The 17,471-nt window shown below is 51.2% G+C and carries 17 protein-coding genes and 1 riboswitch; of the genes, 8 read left to right on the top strand and 9 right to left on the bottom strand.

The features are described 5' to 3' along the window. Window positions 1-102: 102 nt before the first annotated feature. The 6 genes from metF to H8K29_RS02915 all read right to left on the bottom strand — a co-directional run bounded on the left by metF (window position 103) and on the right by H8K29_RS02915 (window position 6,501). Entirely contained in the window at window positions 103-930 is an 828-nt protein-coding gene (metF, locus tag H8K29_RS02940; RefSeq protein WP_186884689.1) for a methylenetetrahydrofolate reductase [NAD(P)H], read from the bottom strand. After that, entirely contained in the window at window positions 927-1,271 is a 345-nt protein-coding gene (locus H8K29_RS02935; protein ID WP_186896318.1) for a phage holin family protein, read from the bottom strand. Before H8K29_RS02935 ends, metF begins: the two co-directional genes overlap by 4 nt. A 68-nt stretch (window positions 1,272-1,339) precedes the next feature. Beyond that, window positions 1,340-2,767, bottom strand: a complete 1,428-nt coding sequence (gene ahcY, locus H8K29_RS02930; RefSeq protein ID WP_186896317.1) for an adenosylhomocysteinase — start codon at window positions 2,765-2,767, stop codon at window positions 1,340-1,342. 26 nt (window positions 2,768-2,793) lie between these two features. Beyond that, window positions 2,794-2,867, bottom strand: a riboswitch (S-adenosyl-L-homocysteine riboswitch). A 386-nt stretch (window positions 2,868-3,253) separates the two neighbouring features. Next, entirely contained in the window at window positions 3,254-3,778 is a 525-nt protein-coding gene (locus H8K29_RS02925; protein WP_186896316.1) for a GNAT family N-acetyltransferase, read from the bottom strand. 164 nt (window positions 3,779-3,942) lie between these two features. Next, window positions 3,943-4,485 (bottom strand): adenine phosphoribosyltransferase, encoded by a 543-nt coding sequence (locus H8K29_RS02920; protein WP_186884685.1) that lies wholly within the window; start codon window positions 4,483-4,485, stop codon window positions 3,943-3,945. A gap of 33 nt (window positions 4,486-4,518) precedes the next feature. Then, the gene (locus H8K29_RS02915) at window positions 4,519-6,501 is read right to left on the bottom strand and encodes a monovalent cation:proton antiporter-2 (CPA2) family protein (protein ID WP_370527122.1); all 1,983 of its coding nucleotides are present in this window, start codon (window positions 6,499-6,501) and stop codon (window positions 4,519-4,521) included. A gap of 124 nt (window positions 6,502-6,625) precedes the next feature. Here H8K29_RS02915 and H8K29_RS02910 point away from each other — a divergent pair, with 124 nt between their 5' ends. The 8 genes from H8K29_RS02910 (at window position 6,626) to H8K29_RS02875 (ending at window position 13,386) form a co-directional block, all read left to right on the top strand. After that, the gene (locus H8K29_RS02910; RefSeq protein WP_186896314.1) at window positions 6,626-7,666 is read left to right on the top strand and encodes an SIS domain-containing protein; all 1,041 of its coding nucleotides are present in this window, start codon (window positions 6,626-6,628) and stop codon (window positions 7,664-7,666) included. Continuing rightward, window positions 7,666-8,190 carry an HAD family hydrolase gene (locus H8K29_RS02905; RefSeq protein WP_186896313.1) on the top strand — a complete coding sequence of 175 codons (525 nt, stop codon included), beginning with the start codon at window positions 7,666-7,668 and terminating at the stop codon, window positions 8,188-8,190. Before H8K29_RS02910 ends, H8K29_RS02905 begins: the two co-directional genes overlap by 1 nt. Then, entirely contained in the window at window positions 8,187-8,807 is a 621-nt protein-coding gene (lptC, locus tag H8K29_RS02900) for an LPS export ABC transporter periplasmic protein LptC (RefSeq protein ID WP_186896312.1), read from the top strand. The genes H8K29_RS02905 and lptC overlap by 4 nt, the downstream gene beginning before the upstream one ends. A gap of 58 nt (window positions 8,808-8,865) precedes the next feature. Continuing rightward, window positions 8,866-9,441, top strand: a complete 576-nt coding sequence (gene lptA / locus H8K29_RS02895) for a lipopolysaccharide transport periplasmic protein LptA (protein WP_186884680.1) — start codon at window positions 8,866-8,868, stop codon at window positions 9,439-9,441. 1 nt (window position 9,442) lies between these two features. Next, window positions 9,443-10,195 (top strand): LPS export ABC transporter ATP-binding protein, encoded by a 753-nt coding sequence (lptB, locus tag H8K29_RS02890; protein ID WP_186884679.1) that lies wholly within the window; start codon window positions 9,443-9,445, stop codon window positions 10,193-10,195. Window positions 10,196-10,206: 11 nt separating this feature from the next. Continuing rightward, on the top strand, window positions 10,207-11,688 hold the full coding sequence (locus H8K29_RS02885) for an RNA polymerase factor sigma-54 (RefSeq protein WP_186896311.1): 1,482 nt from the start codon (window positions 10,207-10,209) through the stop codon (window positions 11,686-11,688). Window positions 11,689-11,797: 109 nt separating this feature from the next. Next, window positions 11,798-12,142 (top strand): ribosome hibernation-promoting factor, HPF/YfiA family, encoded by a 345-nt coding sequence (gene hpf, locus H8K29_RS02880; RefSeq protein ID WP_186884677.1) that lies wholly within the window; start codon window positions 11,798-11,800, stop codon window positions 12,140-12,142. 149 nt (window positions 12,143-12,291) lie between these two features. Continuing rightward, entirely contained in the window at window positions 12,292-13,386 is a 1,095-nt protein-coding gene (locus tag H8K29_RS02875; protein ID WP_186896310.1) for an enoyl-CoA hydratase/isomerase family protein, read from the top strand. A 353-nt stretch (window positions 13,387-13,739) separates the two neighbouring features. Here the strand turns inward: H8K29_RS02875 and H8K29_RS02870 are convergent, their stop codons facing one another. Genes H8K29_RS02870 through H8K29_RS02860 form a run of 3 tightly spaced genes read right to left on the bottom strand, consistent with a single transcriptional unit; the run spans window position 13,740 to window position 17,343 of the window. Beyond that, window positions 13,740-14,468 carry an ABC transporter ATP-binding protein gene (locus H8K29_RS02870; protein WP_186884675.1) on the bottom strand — a complete coding sequence of 243 codons (729 nt, stop codon included), beginning with the start codon at window positions 14,466-14,468 and terminating at the stop codon, window positions 13,740-13,742. Between the two features lie 10 nt (window positions 14,469-14,478). Continuing rightward, window positions 14,479-16,443, bottom strand: a complete 1,965-nt coding sequence (locus tag H8K29_RS02865; protein WP_186896309.1) for an ATP-binding cassette domain-containing protein — start codon at window positions 16,441-16,443, stop codon at window positions 14,479-14,481. A gap of 9 nt (window positions 16,444-16,452) precedes the next feature. After that, window positions 16,453-17,343: a branched-chain amino acid ABC transporter permease gene (locus H8K29_RS02860; RefSeq protein WP_186896308.1), complete on the bottom strand. Its 891-nt coding sequence runs from the start codon at window positions 17,341-17,343 to the stop codon at window positions 16,453-16,455. Between the last annotated feature and the right edge of the window lie 128 nt (window positions 17,344-17,471).

The following is a 17,471-nucleotide window of genomic DNA, read 5'->3' as shown; positions in this document are numbered from 1 at the left end:
GTTCAGCCGCCTGACAAACCGCTCCTTTTCCACAAGCAAAAAAAAGCGTGCTGACATTGCCATCAGCACGCTTTTGAAAAAATGGACGATTACAAGGGACGATTACACCAGGCGTTGCCAGATTGCCGTTGTTGCGGCGGCCTGATTCAATGAATAGAAATGCAGCCCGGGAGCGCCGCCTGCCAGCAAACGTTCGCACATAGATGACACCACGTCGAGTCCAAACGCTTTGATCGACGCTGTGTCGTCGCCAAAACTCGCCAGCTTCAGGCGTACCCAGCGTGGGATCTCTGCACCGCACATTTCAGAGAAACGCAACAACTGACTGCTGTTGGTAATCGGCATAATGCCAGCGACGATAGGTGCGGTCACACCAGCCTTCTGTGCTTCATCAACAAAGCGGAAATAAGCGTCCGCATTGTAAAAATATTGCGTGATGGCGGCATTGGCTCCGGCGTTCATCTTACGGACAAAATTTTGTAAATCGTCCTGTGGCGAACGCGCCTGCGGATGCATTTCCGGATAAGCCGCCACTTCGATATGAAACCAGTTACCGGTTTCGGCGCGGATAAATTCAACCAGATCACTGGCGTGGCGGAATTCGCCACCCATGCCATAGCCACTCGGCAAATCACCGCGCAATGCCACCAGCCGGCGGATATCGTTGGCCTGATATTGCTGAAGAATGTCGCGTATCGATTCACGGCTGCCGCCGACACAAGACAAATGCGGCGCGGCATCATAGCCTTCTTTGCGAATGTCCAGAACGGTATCCAGCGTTCCTTGCTGCGTCGTGCCGCCGGCACCAAATGTCACGGAAAAATATTTAGGCTGCAACTCAGCCAGTTTTGCTCTGGTTGCACGTAATTTCTCAGTGCCTTCCGCCGTCTTTGGCGGGAAAAATTCTATGCTGAAATTATGCGTCTTCATCGTTGTTGGAAGAGTAAAGTCGACAGTGTCCAGGAGATCACGCTGTACAACAAAGCACCACCGACAGCGGCCCAGAAACCTGCAACATGAAAGCCATCAACCACATTCGCCACAACCCAGAACAACAAGCCGTTGATGACAAAAATAAACAAGCCCATGGTCAGCATCGTTACCGGCAAGGTCAGCACCAGCAACACCGGACGCAAGATGGTATTGACCAACCCCAGCACCAGCGCCACCAGCAAAGCTGTGCCGAAACTATCGATGGCAACAGAATGCATCAGATAAGGGATGGCGAGCAAGGCAAGGGCATTGACCAACCAGATAGCAAGCAGACGCATACGGACTCCTGTTTTAATGGACAAGAAAAACTCCCCGCTGGTAAGGCCAGACGAGGAGTCAGTGACAATTAATAACGGTAGTGATCAGGCTTGTACGGGCCTTCTTTTTTCACACCGATATATGCAGCCTGCTCATCGGTCAGTTCGCTCAGTTGCGCATTGAGTTTTTTCAATTGCAAACGGGCGACTTTTTCATCCAGATGCTTAGGTAAGGTGTAAACGCCAACCGGGTATTGATCGTTGTTCAGGAACAGTTCAATTTGCGCAATCGTCTGATTCGCAAAGGAAGAACTCATCACATACGAAGGATGGCCGGTACCGCAACCCAGATTCACCAGACGACCTTCTGCCAGCAGAATGATGCGTTTGCCATCAGGGAAAATCACATGATCCACTTGCGGTTTGATGTTATCCCAGGTGTATTGCTTGAGCGAAGCGACATCAATTTCATTGTCGAAGTGACCGATATTGCAAACGATCGCCTGATCTTTCATCTTCAGCATATGCGCATGATTGATGACGTGGTAATTACCGGTTGTCGTCACGAAAATATCGCCATGTTCTGCGGCGTATTCCATCGTCACCACGCGGAAACCTTCCATCGCTGCCTGTAATGCGCAGATAGGATCGATTTCAGTCACCCAGACCTGTGCCGACAATGCGCGCATCGCTTGTGCGCAACCTTTGCCGACGTCACCGTAACCAACGATCACCGCGACTTTACCGGCGATCATGACGTCAGTCGCACGCTTGATACCGTCCACCAGCGATTCGCGGCAACCATACAGGTTATCGAATTTGGATTTGGTCACGGAATCATTGACGTTAATCGCAGGGAAAGCGAGTTTGCCTTCTTTATGCATCTGATACAGACGATGCACACCTGTCGTCGTTTCTTCGGTCACGCCTTTGATAGCGGCCAGACGTTTGGAATACCAGTCTGGTTCTGTTTTCAGATGCGATTTGATTGCGTTAAACAGGCAGATTTCTTCTTCTGAACCTGGATTATCCAATACGGAAATATCTTTCTCCGCACGAGTACCGAGATGCAGCAACAGTGTCGCATCGCCGCCATCGTCCAGAATCATGTTGGAATAACCGCCGTCGGTCCATTCAAAAATACGGTGCGTGAATTCCCAGTATTCATCGAGGTTTTCGCCTTTGAATGCGAATACCGGTGTGCCGCCTGCAGCGATCGCCGCCGCAGCGTGATCTTGTGTCGAGTAGATATTGCAGGATGCCCAGCGCACCTGCGCACCGAGTGCATTCAGGGTTTCGATCAAGACGGCCGTCTGAATTGTCATATGCAACGAACCGGTGATGCGTGCGCCTTTTAAAGGCTGGCTGGCGGCGAATTCTTCGCGGATTGCCATCAGGCCTGGCATTTCTGTTTCAGCAATCTGGATCTCTTTGCGACCCCAGTCTGCCAGACTGATGTCGGCAATTAAAAAATCCTGGGATGTATTCGATGGTGCGGAAGTTACAGTGGCGTTCATCACGCCCTCCTTTCTGATTGAAAAAAGTAACGTGAGCGCAGTTGTGTGGATTCCAAGCCTGGCAAGATAGCAAGATCTTGTCGCAGCGCTCCTTGGAAGACCTGAAGTATAACGCAGATGCCTGTTGTTGGGCGATGTAAAAAACTTCGGCGCAATACGTCGGCTTGCCCATTTTGTGCGGATAAAACTGCTCGCAAGACGAAGCACGGCATCGGAAAATCAGCTGCTCATGCCTATTTCGCCAGCGCCAGTCTGAGCCATTTTCTGCCGGAAAATTTCTGTCAAAATCTAATTTTAATGGGAGTATATTCAAAAACCACGCTATTCTCACAATAAAACAAAGGGGGTTTTTATATACTCCCCCCAGTATATTTTAACGTCTAAACGGTCGCTGACAGAAAAAAGCATGTCAGCATACGCAGCGCATCGCAGAACAACACCGTGTTGGCGTCTGCAAAAAAACGACGTTGCACAAGCATTTTGCTTTTACTCGCGTAACAATTGTTTATACATAATGCTGGTGCTGTCGAGCGTTCCCGTATCCGACATGGCATAAGCGGGAATCGTCCCGGCCAACTGAAAACCCAGCGAAAAATACAAAGGCTCTGCAGCATCGCCGGTTCTGGTATCGAGCACGATCAGACTGCGTTGTTCCGCACGGCAAACATCTTCCGCCCACTGCATTAAGCTGCGCGCATTACCGCGCCGCCGTGCGTCCGGTGCCACCATCAGTTTGGCGATTTCCGCACGATGCTGGCCGTTTTGCGGCATATCCAGCACAAGCTGCACGGTGCCCAGCACCCGGCCATCGTCGTCGAGCACCAGCGCCATACGGCGTTCGCCAGACTGTACGGACTGATGGACATTTGCCCAGAAAGCCGCCGCTTTATCGTCGCTGAGCGGCGCGATAAAACCGATGCTGGCACCAGCGGCAACACATTGCTGCAACAACAGATTCAACTGCGCCGCATACGTCGCCAGCGTAGCGTCCTGCACTTCCAAAACAGGCATACTTTATCCCTCACAATTTCGACATAAAAAAAGCTGATAGCAATCAGCGTATCAGCTTTTTTCAGAGCCAGACGAACCAGTCCGTTCTTCTTTTCATTCTTTTTTACGCTGTCATGACGCCGTCAATTCAGCACGGCGTTCAGCGGCGAATTAATTTGCCGACATCAATGTCCGTCGAAATTACACACGGTAAACAGCGGCAGGCCACTTTCTTTAATCAGCTTAGAGCCGCCCAGTTCAGGCAGATCAACAATCACCGCACCTTCGACCACGATTGCGCCGAGACGCTCCAGCAGTTTTTTACCGGCCATCATGGTGCCGCCAGTCGCAATCAGATCGTCGATCAGCACCACGCGCTCACCTTTTTTACAGGCATCGGCATGCAGCTCGACGGTTGCGCTGCCGTATTCGAGTTCATATTCTTCCGACACGGTGTGAAACGGCAATTTACCTTTTTTTCGGATAGGCACGAAGCCCAGATTCAATTCATACGCCAGCACCGAACCGATGATGAAGCCGCGCGCATCCAGACCGGCGATCACATCAATCTTCTGATCCATGTAGCGATGCACAAACATGTCGATTAAAACGCGAAACACCTTAGGATTTTGCAACAAAGGGGTGATGTCGCGGAACATCACGCCTTCTTGCGGCCAGTTTGGCACGGTGCGGATATGTTCTTTAATGTACTCGGATGGATTTATCATCGCCGGATGACCTTCAATTTTTAAAATAACCCGCTATTTTAGCAGTCGCTGCTCTGCCCTTGCGACTGCTTCTGATGTTCCGCGCACGACGATCACATCGCCTGCCTGCAAAATGATTGCTTCAGCATGCGCCAGACGCTGCCGACCACGGCGCACCACATGCACATCCGCCCCTGTTTCCGTCAGGCGTATCTCTTGCAGGGATTTACCTGCTGCCGTTGCCCGCTCATTCAAAACGATCGTATGCAAACGGATCTGCATCGCTTCCGGGCTATCGGACGCATCGCTGGCACCACGGAAAAATCCCCGCAGCGATTCATAGCGCTCATCACGTGCCGCCTGCACCCGATGTACAACACGGCGTAGCGGGACGCCGAGAATCACCAGCGCGTGTGATGCCAGCATCAGGCTGCCTTCCATTAATTCAGGCACCACCTCGGTGGCGCCAGCGGACCTGAGTTTATCCAGATCCGCATCATCGTGGCTGCGTACGATCACCGGCAAAGCAGGATTGAGTTCATTCACGAAATGCAGAATTTTCAACGCCGAGGCAGTGCTGGTATACGTCACGACCAGCGCGGCCGCGCGATTAATACCAGCCGCCGTCAGACTTTCGCGGCGCGCCGCATCGCCATACGAAACATTTGCGCCCGCCATCTGCGCTTCTTGCACGCGATCCGGGTCAAGATCCAGCGCGTGATACGTGATCCCCTCCTCTTCCAGCAGACGCGCCAGACTTTGCCCACTGCGCCCGAAACCGGCGATGATCACGTGCTTTTTCGCATTCATCGTGCGGGCGGCAATTTGTGTCAGGGCGAGTGATTGCATCATCCATTCGTTGGCGGAAAACTTCATGACGATCACGTCTGATTTCGCCAGAATAAACGGCGATACCAGCATCGATAACACCATCGAGGCCAGTATCACCTGCAGCAATTGCGGGGGTATCAGATGCAGATCACCGGCCTGGTTTAGTAAAACAAAACCAAACTCACCAGCCTGTGCCAACGCCAGACCGGTGCGCAAAGAAATACTGGTCGAATTGCCAAACAATTTCGCCAGGCCGGCGATCAACAACAGCTTGATGACCATCGGCAAAATAAATAGCAACAACACTAACCACAGATGTTCAACCACCAGCCGCCAATTCAGCAGCATGCCGACGGTGATAAAAAACAGCCCCAGCAACACGTCGCGGAAAGGCTTGATATCTTCCTCCACCTGAACGCGGAATTCAGTTTCTGAAATCAGCATCCCCGCCACAAATGCCCCCAGTGCCATTGAGAGACCAGCCTTGTCAGTCAGCCAAGCAGCCCCCAGCGTAATCAGCAAAAGATTGAGCATGAATAACTCTTGCGAACGCTGCTTCACCACCACACGAAACCAGGCGCGTATCACCTTTTGCCCGACAACCAGTAATAAAATCAAGACCAGAATCGCCTTCGCGCTTGCCCATGCGAGGTTTTGCATCAGATCAGAAGAATGTGAAGCCAGCGCCGGAATCAGAATCAGCAGCGGCACCACCGCCAGATCCTGAAACAACAGGATGCTGATAATCTGCCGCCCATGCAGACTTTCTAACTCCAGCCGCTCCGTCAGCATTTTGGAAACGATCGCTGTCGATGACATTGCCAGTGCACCGCCTAAGGCAAAAGCGGCTTCCCAGCCGATCTGGAAATACTGCGGCAACCAGATGCTGGCTAAGCGTGCCGCCATCAGGCTAACCGCAATCGTCACGAATACCTGCGCCATCCCTAAGCCGAATACCGCCTTGCGCATCGTCATCAGCTTGGGCAAAGAGAATTCCAGCCCGATAGAAAACATCAGAAACACCACGCCAAACTCGGCAAGTTCGTGCGTGACCGCGCCATCGTCGGCAAATCCGAGGCCAAACGGACCGATCAACACGCCGACTACGAGATAACCCAAAATCGGCGGCAATTGCCACAGACGAAAAACAACAACCCCGAGAACCGCGGCAGCTAACAGAGACAGAGTAGTATCAAGGGCGTTCATAAAGGACATTATTGCCGATTTATGCCAATGCTTCCGTCATATCTCGTTAACAATATCGAACGAATATGCATTTCGTTACGTCTGGCAGAGTTTTTGCTTATAGGATTTCGTTTATACTTCAGGCATGAATGATCTGAACGCAACCCCATTTAACGAGACGACTGCAGACGATGCGTCCTCGATCGCCGCGCAACGCGCGGTGCAACTGGCATCCACGACCCTGCAAATCGAAGCAGATGCGCTGATTGCCTTACAAAACAGGCTTAATTCAGAAGACGCTGCGAGTTTTGCCGTTGCAGTAAAGATGCTGCTTTCATGCAACGGTCGTGTGGTCGTTTCCGGCATCGGTAAATCCGGCCATATCGCCCGCAAGATTTCAGCCACCTTCGCCTCGACCGGCACACCGTCGTTTTTTATCCACCCGGCAGAAGCGGCGCACGGTGATCTGGGCATGGTGACCAAACATGATGTGTTCATCGCGATTTCCTATTCTGGTGAGGCGGCGGAATTAATCTCTATTTTGCCTATCATCAAACGCCTTGGCGTCAAACTGATTTCACTGACAGGCAATCCGCAATCGAGTCTGGCGAAACTGGCCGATGTGCATCTGAATCTGCACGTCGATAAAGAAGCCTGCCCGCTGAATCTGGCACCGACCGCCAGCACCACGGTGACGCTCGCGTTAGGCGATGCATTGGCCGTCGCAGTGTTGGATGCGCGCGGCTTTCGCGAAGAAGATTTCGCACGCTCCCACCCAGGTGGCGCGCTGGGACGCCGTTTGCTCACCTATGTCAAAGATGTGATGCGCACTGGTGATGCGGTGCCCTGTGTGACACCCGAAACCCGGCTGACCACGGCATTGCTGGAAATAACAAAAAAAGGCATGGCGATGACGGCAGTCATTGATGCAGAACGAAAAATTATCGGCGTTTTCACCGATGGCGATTTACGCCGCCTGATGGAAGATGTGCGCGATTTCACGCAAATTCAGATTGCTGACGTGATGCACAAGAATCCACGCAGCATACGCGCCGATCAATTGGCTGTCGAAGCCGTCGACATCATGGAAACCTATCGCATCAACCAATTGCTGGTGACGGATGAGCATGACAGATTAGTCGGTGCCCTGCATATTCACGATCTGACCCGCGCCAAGGTGATTTAATGTCCGACGCAAGCACAAGAGCCGCAAAAATCAGACTGATGATCTTTGATGTCGACGGTATTCTGACCGATGGCAGCCTGCACTTCGGTGCAGACGGAGAAGCACTGAAAACATTCAACGTGCTCGATGGGCAAGGCATACGCCTGCTGCAAAATGCAGGCATTGCCACTGCGATCATCAGTGCCCGGCAATCACCGATCGTTGCGCGGCGTGCCGCTGACCTCGGTATCACCCATGTACGTCAGGGTATCCATGATAAAAAGACGGCGTTTCTGCAGTTGTTGAATGAGCTCAGCATACCCGCAGACGAATGTGGCTTCATCGGTGACGACGTGATCGATCTGCCGGTTCTGACCCGCGTCGGTTTCGCGGCCAGCGTTCCAAACGGACACGCCGAAGTGCGCCAGCGCGTGCATCATGTGACGACCGCCAGCGGTGGTAAAGGCGCGGCGCGGGAAGTCTGCGACTTCATTTTACGTGCGCAAAACAAGTACGACAGCGTTCTGGCAGAATACCTCGCATGAAGGCACAAATCACTATCGACCGTGCACGCATCTGGATGGCAATCGCTGCTGTCGGCGTCGTTGCACTTGGCAGTTTCTGGCTGTATGACACGGTGCGCCGTCAGGGTGCTGATGACTACAACCGGGCATCGGCACGTCTGGAACCGGATTATTACGTAGAGAATTTCAATTTCATCAAACTCTCGAATAACGGTAAAGCGAATTATCATGTCACCGGAAAAAGTCTGATTCATTTACCGCGCACAGATCAATACGATATCAAAGAGCCGCGTATCAGTAGCTTTGATGCGCAGCGCACACCGATTACGATCAATGCCGGACGCGCGGTTGTGGAACAGAAATCTGAGGTGCTGACACCCAAACGCACAGAAGACGTGGTGCATCTTTATGATCAGGTCACAGTCGAAAGACCGCTGGGACTCAACTCCAGTTTCATGCGGGTGGAAACTGAATATCTGCAATTACTGCCCGATGCCGACATCGTGAAGACCGATCAACGCATTAAGCTGATTACGGATAATGGCGAAACCCTTGCCACCGGCATGATGGCTAACAATACGAATCAGGAATTACGCCTGCTAAGTAAAGTACATGCGCGCCTGTCAAAACATAAATAAAGACATGCACAAAGATATTTATTCACTTCATCAACATCAACAAGTCAGAGAGTAAAACATGCGCCCCGAAAAAAAATCAGTTTATCTGGTACTGAACTCATGGACGTTAGCCCTTGTGACTTTGCTGTCAGCGTCCGGCGTTCATGCTGAAAAAGCAGACAGTCTCAAAGAAATGACGATAGAAGCAGATCAGTTTTTAAATAATGGTAAAACCAATGTCAGTACATTTTCAGGCGATGTCGTGGTAGTACGCGGTACGCTGAAAGTCAAAGCTGAAAAAGCCGTCGTGACAAAAAGTGCGGATGAATTCCAGCACGTGGTACTGACTGCCAAACCCGGTGCAAAAATCAGCTTTCGCCAAAAACGCGATGGCGGTCCTGATCTGTGGGTCGAAGGCGAATCAGAAAAAGCCGAATACGATGAAAAAACTGAGTTTGTAAAATTTCTGTCCAAAGCGCAGATACGCTATCTTGATGGCAGCAAAGTCACTCAGCAGCAAGAAGGTGAATTCCTCTCTTACGACAGTAAAAACGATGTCTTTGTTGGCGTCAATTCCAGCTCAGGTCAGTCAGTTTCAGGTGGCGGTCGCATCAAAACCACGATACAACCAAGAACTGAAAAACAGGCAAATTAAGATGGCATCAAAAGACAGTACGCTGACCGTCAAAGGTCTGCAAAAACGCTATGGCGCACGACAAGTGGTGCGTGATGTCTCGCTGTTGGTGAGAAGCGGTGAAGTCGTCGGTTTGTTAGGGCCGAACGGTGCAGGTAAAACCACCTCTTTTTACATGATCGTCGGACTCGTGCCTTCGGATTCCGGTGAAATCAATATCGACGATACGAACGTTTCTGATTTACCGATACATCAGCGCGCCGTACTCGGTCTGTCGTATCTGCCGCAGGAAGCATCGGTGTTTCGCAAGTTGACGGTGGAAGAAAATATCCGCGCCGTGCTCGAACTGCAAAGAGACAAAGAAGGAAAATTTTTGTCTGAGAAAAAAATCCGGCAACGTCTGGATAGTTTGCTGACCGATCTGCAGATAGAAAAAATCCGTGACAGTCAGGCGCTTGCTTTATCGGGCGGTGAACGACGCCGGGTTGAGATTGCGCGCGCACTCGCGACGAACCCGCGCTTTGTTCTGCTCGATGAACCTTTTGCCGGTGTTGATCCTATCGCAGTCATTGAGATTCAACGGATTGTCCGCTTCCTCAAAGAACGCGGCATCGGCGTGTTAATCACAGATCATAATGTGCGTGAGACACTGGGCATTTGTGACCACGCCTACATCATCAATCAAGGCTCGGTATTAGCCAGCGGCAAACCCGACGATATCATTCAGAATGAGTCCGTGCGACGCGTCTATCTCGGAGAACATTTCCGGATGTAACGGGACGCCTTATGAAACAAAGCCTGCAACTACGTACTTCACAGCATCTTGCACTGACGCCTCAACTGCAGCAATCAATACGGCTGTTGCAACTGTCAACGCTGGAACTGCATCAGGAGCTGGAAACACTGCTGATAGAAAATCCTATGCTGGAGCGTGTCGACGATCCTATGGATAATGCGGTTCGCTTACTGGCGGACGGTGCGATCAATAACACAAGTACGACACCGGATGCAGGCATGGAAAGCGCCGCTCAGGCTGACAACAATACGCCGCAAGAAGCGACAGCCGACGCCGATGTGCCGGTCAACGACAGCGTCAGCGCTAACGAGGAAGAATGGAGTTTTAACGACGCGCCTTCCGGTGCATCTAACAGCGACGAGGATGAAGGACGTCCGCAGCTGGAAGCAGCGCACATCAGCTTACGCGAATACTTGCTCGAGCAGATGCGTCTGACGCTCAGGGAACCGCGTGATCGTGCGTTGCTGGAACTGATCATTGACACCCTGGATGACAACGGCTATCTGACAGAAAGTCTGGAAGAAATTCATGCCGGTCTGCCGATAGAATTGTTAATTGAAGAAGATGAATTGTCGTTTGCGCTGAAGATGCTGCAGAGTTTCGATCCGCCCGGCGTCGGTGCCAGAAATTTATCAGAATGTCTGGCGCTACAGATCAGGCGTCTGCCCAAAATTCCTTTTGTCACCCGTCGTCTTGCACTGGCCGTGGTGGAGACTCAGCTGACTTTATTTGCACAGCGAGACTTCACTAAATTAAAAAAAATATTCGGCTGCGACGACGAAGATTTACGTGAAGCACAAGCAGTCATACGACAGTGTGAACCACGTCCCGGCATCACATTTGCCACCAGCAGTTCGGACTATGCAGTGCCTGATGTGATCGTCAAAAAAAGTGGTAATGGCTGGCAGGTTTTACTGAATCAGGATGTGATGCCGAAACTGCGCGTCAGCAGTATGTACGCCAATATCATGCGGCAAAACCGTGGCGAAGCAGGACTGGGAACGCAGTTACAGGAAGCACGCTGGCTGATCAAAAATATGCGTCAGCGTTTCGATACTATTTTGCGTGTATCGCAAGCGATAGTTGAAAGACAACGTAACTTTTTTACGCATGGTGCAGTCGCGATGCGCCCCCTTGTTTTGCGCGAAATAGCTGATACACTAGGTCTACACGAGAGCACTATTTCTCGTGTGACGACCCAGAAATACATGCTGACCCCGCATGGTATGTTTGAGTTGAAATATTTTTTCGGCAGCCATGTCGCGACGGAAACAGGGGGTGAAGCATCTTCCACCGCGATACGTGCACTCATCAAGCAGTTGATAGGAGCAGAAGACCAGAAAAGCCCACTCTCTGATAGCAAAATTGCAGACATGCTGGGCGAACAGGGCATGGTAATAGCCCGACGGACCGTTGCCAAATACCGTGAAGCCCTGAAAATTCCGCCAGTGAGTTTGCGTAAATCTTTGTAAGACGTCCTTGTAATCACGGTTTGAATTGCTATATATGATTTAGCTCAACGCAGTAAAAACGAAATGAGCTTATTGTTAATAGCAAGTAATATCACTATAGGAGCACAGTATGAATCTCACCATCAGTGGACATCACGTCGAAGTCACTCCTGCCATTCGTGAATATGTACATACCAAGCTGGAACGCATCCGGCGCCACTTTGATCAGGTCATTGACATTACCGTCACGCTGACCGTCGACAAACTGAGCGAAAAAGAGAAACGGCACAAAGCCGACATTGACCTGCATATCAGCGGTAAAGATATTCATGTTGAAAGTCTGGCGCATGATTTGTACGCAGCCATTGACACACTGATTGATAAACTGGATCGTCAGGTGATAAAACATAAAGATAAAGTCCAGGGTCACGATCGCGATGCGATCAAACATATCCCCGATCCTGCATCGGCATAATCGCCAACCCCGCGCTTAACGGGACTCCAAAACAAGGACGCCAACAGCGTCCTTTTTTGTTATCTGTTTTTTGTTATTTTTGTCGTACTGACGATGTGCAAACAGGAATAAAATGAATGCCCTGTCACGACTATGTTAATGGTATCTACATGAGCGAATACGTAATCACTTCCGTTAAAAATCAGATCGGCTACATCACTCTCGACCGCCCCAAAGCATTGAACTCCTTATCACTCGACATGGTGCGCGCACTCACCGCCACTTTATTGGCATGGCGAGACGATACAACGATCCGTGCAGTATTCATTCACAGCAGTAGTGAAAAAGCATTTTGTGCCGGTGGCGACATCCGTTTTTTTTATGATGTCGGCACCGCCACACCAAGCGGTGACAGCGCCCTGCTTGAAGATTTTTTTACCGAAGAATATGCGTTAAATCATTTGATACATTTTTACCCCAAACCCTACATCGCGTTGATGAATGGTGTGGTGATGGGTGGCGGTATGGGCATTGCGCAAGCAGGTGAAAATTGCCGTCTGCGCATCGTGACCGAGCGTACCAAAATGGCGATGCCGGAAGTGAACATTGGCTTATTTCCCGATGTCGGCGGCAGTTATTTCCTTTCGCGTACACCGGGTGAAATCGGTACTTATCTCGGTCTGACTGGCGACATCGTCGCCGCCGCAGATGCCTTGTATGCAGGCCTCGCCGACGTCTATATTCCGACGTCCGAGTTACCGGCATTACTGTCCATGCTGGAGACCAGCAACGCGCAGGATATCCGCCTGGCGATACGTGAATTTGCTGCGCCATTTGCGTCGCAGGCCGATCCGGACAGCAGCAAACTTGCCAGCCAGCGCGCCTTGATCGATCAGTTTTTCAGCGGCAACAACGTGCTGGCCATCGCAGAAAAATTAAGCAACAACAACGATGTGTTTGCCCAACAAACGCTGGTCACGATGGAGAAGCGTTCGCCTTTACTGATGTGCGTCACTCTCGAACAACTACGACGCGGTGCAGGTCAGAATGTGGCTGACTGTCTGCGCATGGAACGCACCATGGTGCGTCATTGTTTCAAGCATGGAGAAGTGCTGGAAGGCGTGCGAGCCTTAGTGGTCGATAAAGACAATATGCCGCAATGGTCGCCCGCGCATCTGCGCGATGTGAGTCAGGAACAGATCACACAGTTCTTTACCGAAGTGTGGCCGGCACACGCACATCCGCTGCGCCATTTGCAGGGTTAATAGCGGACAGGTTTTTAAGCAATTTCACTGACAGATTTACTGACAGATTTGCCAGCACGTTTTTGCCGGCATCAGCACAGCAGCACCCATCACGCAATAAAGTGATGGGCGCTTTTTCATGGAATGCTGCTTAAAAAATGTGGCTGTATTTCTATCGTATCCGTGTTTCAGCACCAGATCACGACAAATCCTGCAACGAAGTATCAGGAAATTCCATTTTGAGCACCAAATATACTCCCCCCCAGTATATGTAAACCATCCTTATTTTCTGCTGACAATAGACCGATTTTATAAAAAAATAGGGGGAGTATGTGAACTCCCCCTCTTTCGTTTTGACTTCTGACTTACTTCATTTAATGATGTGAGCCACCACCCAGATACGCCGCTTTCACTGCCGGATCATTTTGTAATTTATCAGCTGGGCCGTGCACCGAGATGCGGCCATTTTCCAAGACGTAACCGTAATCAGCGACGGCAAGTGCGGCGGCAGCAAACTGTTCCACCAGCAACATGGTGCGGCCTTCCTGCTTGAGTCGCTGGATGATACGGAACACTTCGTCCACCAGTATCGGCGCCAAGCCCATAGATGGTTCATCCAGCAAAATCACTTCCGGATTCAGCATGACGGCGCGCGCCATTGCCAGCATTTGCTGCTCACCACCGGATAAAGTACCGGCCAGTTGGTGACGGCGTTCACGCAGACGAGGGAATAATTCCATCGCTTTTTGCAGATCGCTCTCGATATCACCGCGCGGACGCGAACGGGTAAAACGCGGAAACGCGCCTAGCAGTAAATTATCTGTTACCGACATCGTTGCAAACACACGGCGACCTTCCGGTGAATGGGCAAGGCCAGCGCGCGCGATCTTATGCGAGTCCAGGCCAGTCACATCTTTACCATGCAAAGTAACGGTGCCTTGTTTCGGTTTCAGCATGCCGGAAATCGCGCGCATGGTCGTGGTTTTACCAGCACCATTGGAGCCTATCAGCGTCACCACTTTGCCCTTAGGCACGTCCAGCGAAATACCATGCAAGACTTCCACCTTGCCATAAGCCGCGTGTAAATTTGAAATACTTAACATACTGATCTCCTCAGGCGGTGGCGGTCGATGGGGCAGCAGACCCCAGGTCATCACTGACGCTGCCACCGAGATACGCTTCGATTACTTTCGGGTCTGCCTGCACTTCGGCTGGCTTGCCTTCAGAAATTTTCTGACCAAAATCGAGCACGGTCACGGTATCGCAAATCGACATCACCACGTCCATGTGATGTTCAATCAGAATGATGGTGATATCGTGCTCGCGGATTTTACGAATGATCGCGATGAGGTCTTTGATGTCCGGTGCGGTGAGGCCAGCCGCAGGCTCATCAAGCAACAGCAACTGTGGATTCAGACCCAGTGCGCGACCGATTTCCAGCAGACGTTGTTTACCGTAAGGCAGATTCCGCGCTTCTTCATTCGCCAGATCAGCCAAGCCAACAAAATTCAGAATACTCGCCGCCCGTGCACGCGCTTCGCGCTCTTCACGCAGATAGCGTGGGCTGTGTATCATCACGTCAAACACATTGCTGCGGAAGGTATTGTGCAAACCGACCAGCACGTTTTCTGTCGCGGTCATTTCACCGAACAGCTGCACGTTCTGGAAAGTCCGCGCAACACCACCGAGCGCGATTTCTGAAGGTGTGGTGCCGGATATCACTTTGCCACCGAACTCGACCACGCCATCGGTAGGTTTATAGATACCGGTCAGCACGTTCATCATGGTGCTCTTACCGGAACCATTCGGTCCGATCAGTCCATGTACCGTGCCTTTGGCGATTTGCAAATCCACCTGATTCAAGGCTTTCAAGCCGCCGAATTGCATCAGCAACTGACGTGCGCTCAACAACACGCCGACACGTTCGCCGTTGGCTTTGACGATGGCCAGATCTTCACCACCGCTCAGCTCACCTGCTTTTGCCAGTAAGTGGCGTGGGCCTTTACCTAACAGAGAATTGACGAAACCAACGATACCATCCTGCAGGTAATACACCACGAACAGGGTCATCAGTCCGAACACCGTCAGGCGCCAGTCGGTGATATTTTCCAGTTTGTACGAGAAGATCGCCATACCGACAACCGCAGCCACCGGCACCAGCAATTCCTTCGCTGTTTTACGTCCCTTGGCGATAGTAAAGGCAGCACCGGCAATACCAATCACCGCAGCAACGGTCGCGATCTTACGGAACAGCTCAATGTCTGCCAGCAATGACGGCAGCATCACAACAATAAACGCACCCAGCAAAGAACCGATACGCGATTTGCGGCCACCCATGATCACCGCGAGCAAGAACATGATCGTCAGCTCAAAGTTATACGTATTCGGCGAAATGTACTCTTCGGAATACGCATACAAACTACCGGCCAGACCAGCCAATGCTGCACTGATGATGAACGCATACACTTTATAGCGATAGACGGAAACGCCCATGCAATCAGACGCGATCGGGCTGTCACGCAAGGCCTGAAAAGCACGGCCGAGATGCGAGCGCAAAATGCGATGCACCACGATCATCGCCACGACCATCATGCCGGCGACCAGATAGAAATTGCCGACTTCACCCAGTTTTTGACCAAACAGAATTGGCTTCGCAACCTTGATCCCCATCGGGCCTTCAGTCAGGAATGTCATTTCGTTGATCAGAATCTGAATAATGGTGCCGAATGCCAGTGTCACCATCGCCAGATAAGGGCCGGTGACGCGCAGCGCAGGCAAGGCCAGCAACGCACCAAAAATAGCGGTCACACCGATACTGGCGGGGAGCGCCACCAAAATCGGCATACCCAGCTTGAAATACAGCACGCCTGTGGTGTACGAGCCGATTCCGAACAGACCTGCATGTCCGAGCGACACCTGGCCGGTGTAACCGACAACGATGTCCAGACCGAATAATAAAATCGCGTAAATTAAAATTGTTTCGGCGAGATGTATGTAGTACGGGTTATGTACGATCATCGGAAACAGTATCAGGGCAATAATGCCGAGAATTGAAAAAGCTAAGGTTTTCTTGTTCATGTTTATTCCTTATACCTTTTTGATCGCTGCTTTGCCGAACAGACCAGCAGGTTTAAATGCCAGAACCAGCAACAGCAATACCAGGCCAGGTACTTCTTTATAACCTGTCGAGATATAAAAACCTGTGAGCGTTTCCGCCACACCTAAAATCAGGCCACCGACAATTGCACCGACACCGGAAGTCAGACCGCCGATAATCGCCACCGCAAATGCCTTCAGACCTAGTGCAGAACCCATCGTTGCACCAGTCAGCGTCAACGGTGCCACCAGCACGCCCGCAAACGCCGCTGTGGCCGACGATAAGGCATAAGAGAAGGTGATTACTAGGCTGGTATTGATGCCCATCAGGCCTGCGGCATCACGGTCATTCGAGGTTGCCACCACGGCTTTACCGTAAATCGATTTGCGGTTGAATAATTCCACCGCGAGCATAATCGCCAGCGCACCGACGACGACGACGACTTGCATCGCCTGCACATTCGCGCCGAAAATTTGAAACGGTGCCGCCGACAATGGCGACGGGAAAGTCAGATCGTCTTTACCCCAGATATTTTCAGCGACGTTTTTAAAAATAATCGCGAGCGCAATCGTGGACATAATCCAGCCGAACTCTGATTTGATTTTGATCGCCGGACGCACACCTATCCATTCAACGAACATCCCTTGCAAGCCACCGAAGACGATGACGATAGGAATCATCAGCCAGTAATTCATGTAAGGGCCACCATGAATATTACCGACCACACTCAGGCCGACCAGCGCGCCCAGCATCAATGATTCGCCCTGACCGAAATTCAGGGTGCCGGAAGTGGCAAAGGTCAGTTGATATCCAAATGCGATGACCGCGTAGATCATGCCAAGAGCGATACCACTGAACACTAACTGTAATAAAATTTCCATTTTCATTTACCTAATGGAGAGCACGACACAAGACGCACATAACAGCTGCAGACATGGCCGAGCCAGTCAATGCAGCGATATGGTCTTGATGATGCAGTACAGAGAAACGAGTCAGATCTTGCCTGAAT

Origin of the sequence: Undibacterium sp. CY21W (assembly GCF_014284265.1) — a bacterium.
GTDB lineage: Bacteria > Pseudomonadota > Gammaproteobacteria > Burkholderiales > Burkholderiaceae_D > Undibacterium > Undibacterium aquatile.
The sequence above is the reverse complement of the archived record's forward strand: the minus strand, read 5'-3'. Positions and strand labels throughout refer to the sequence as shown.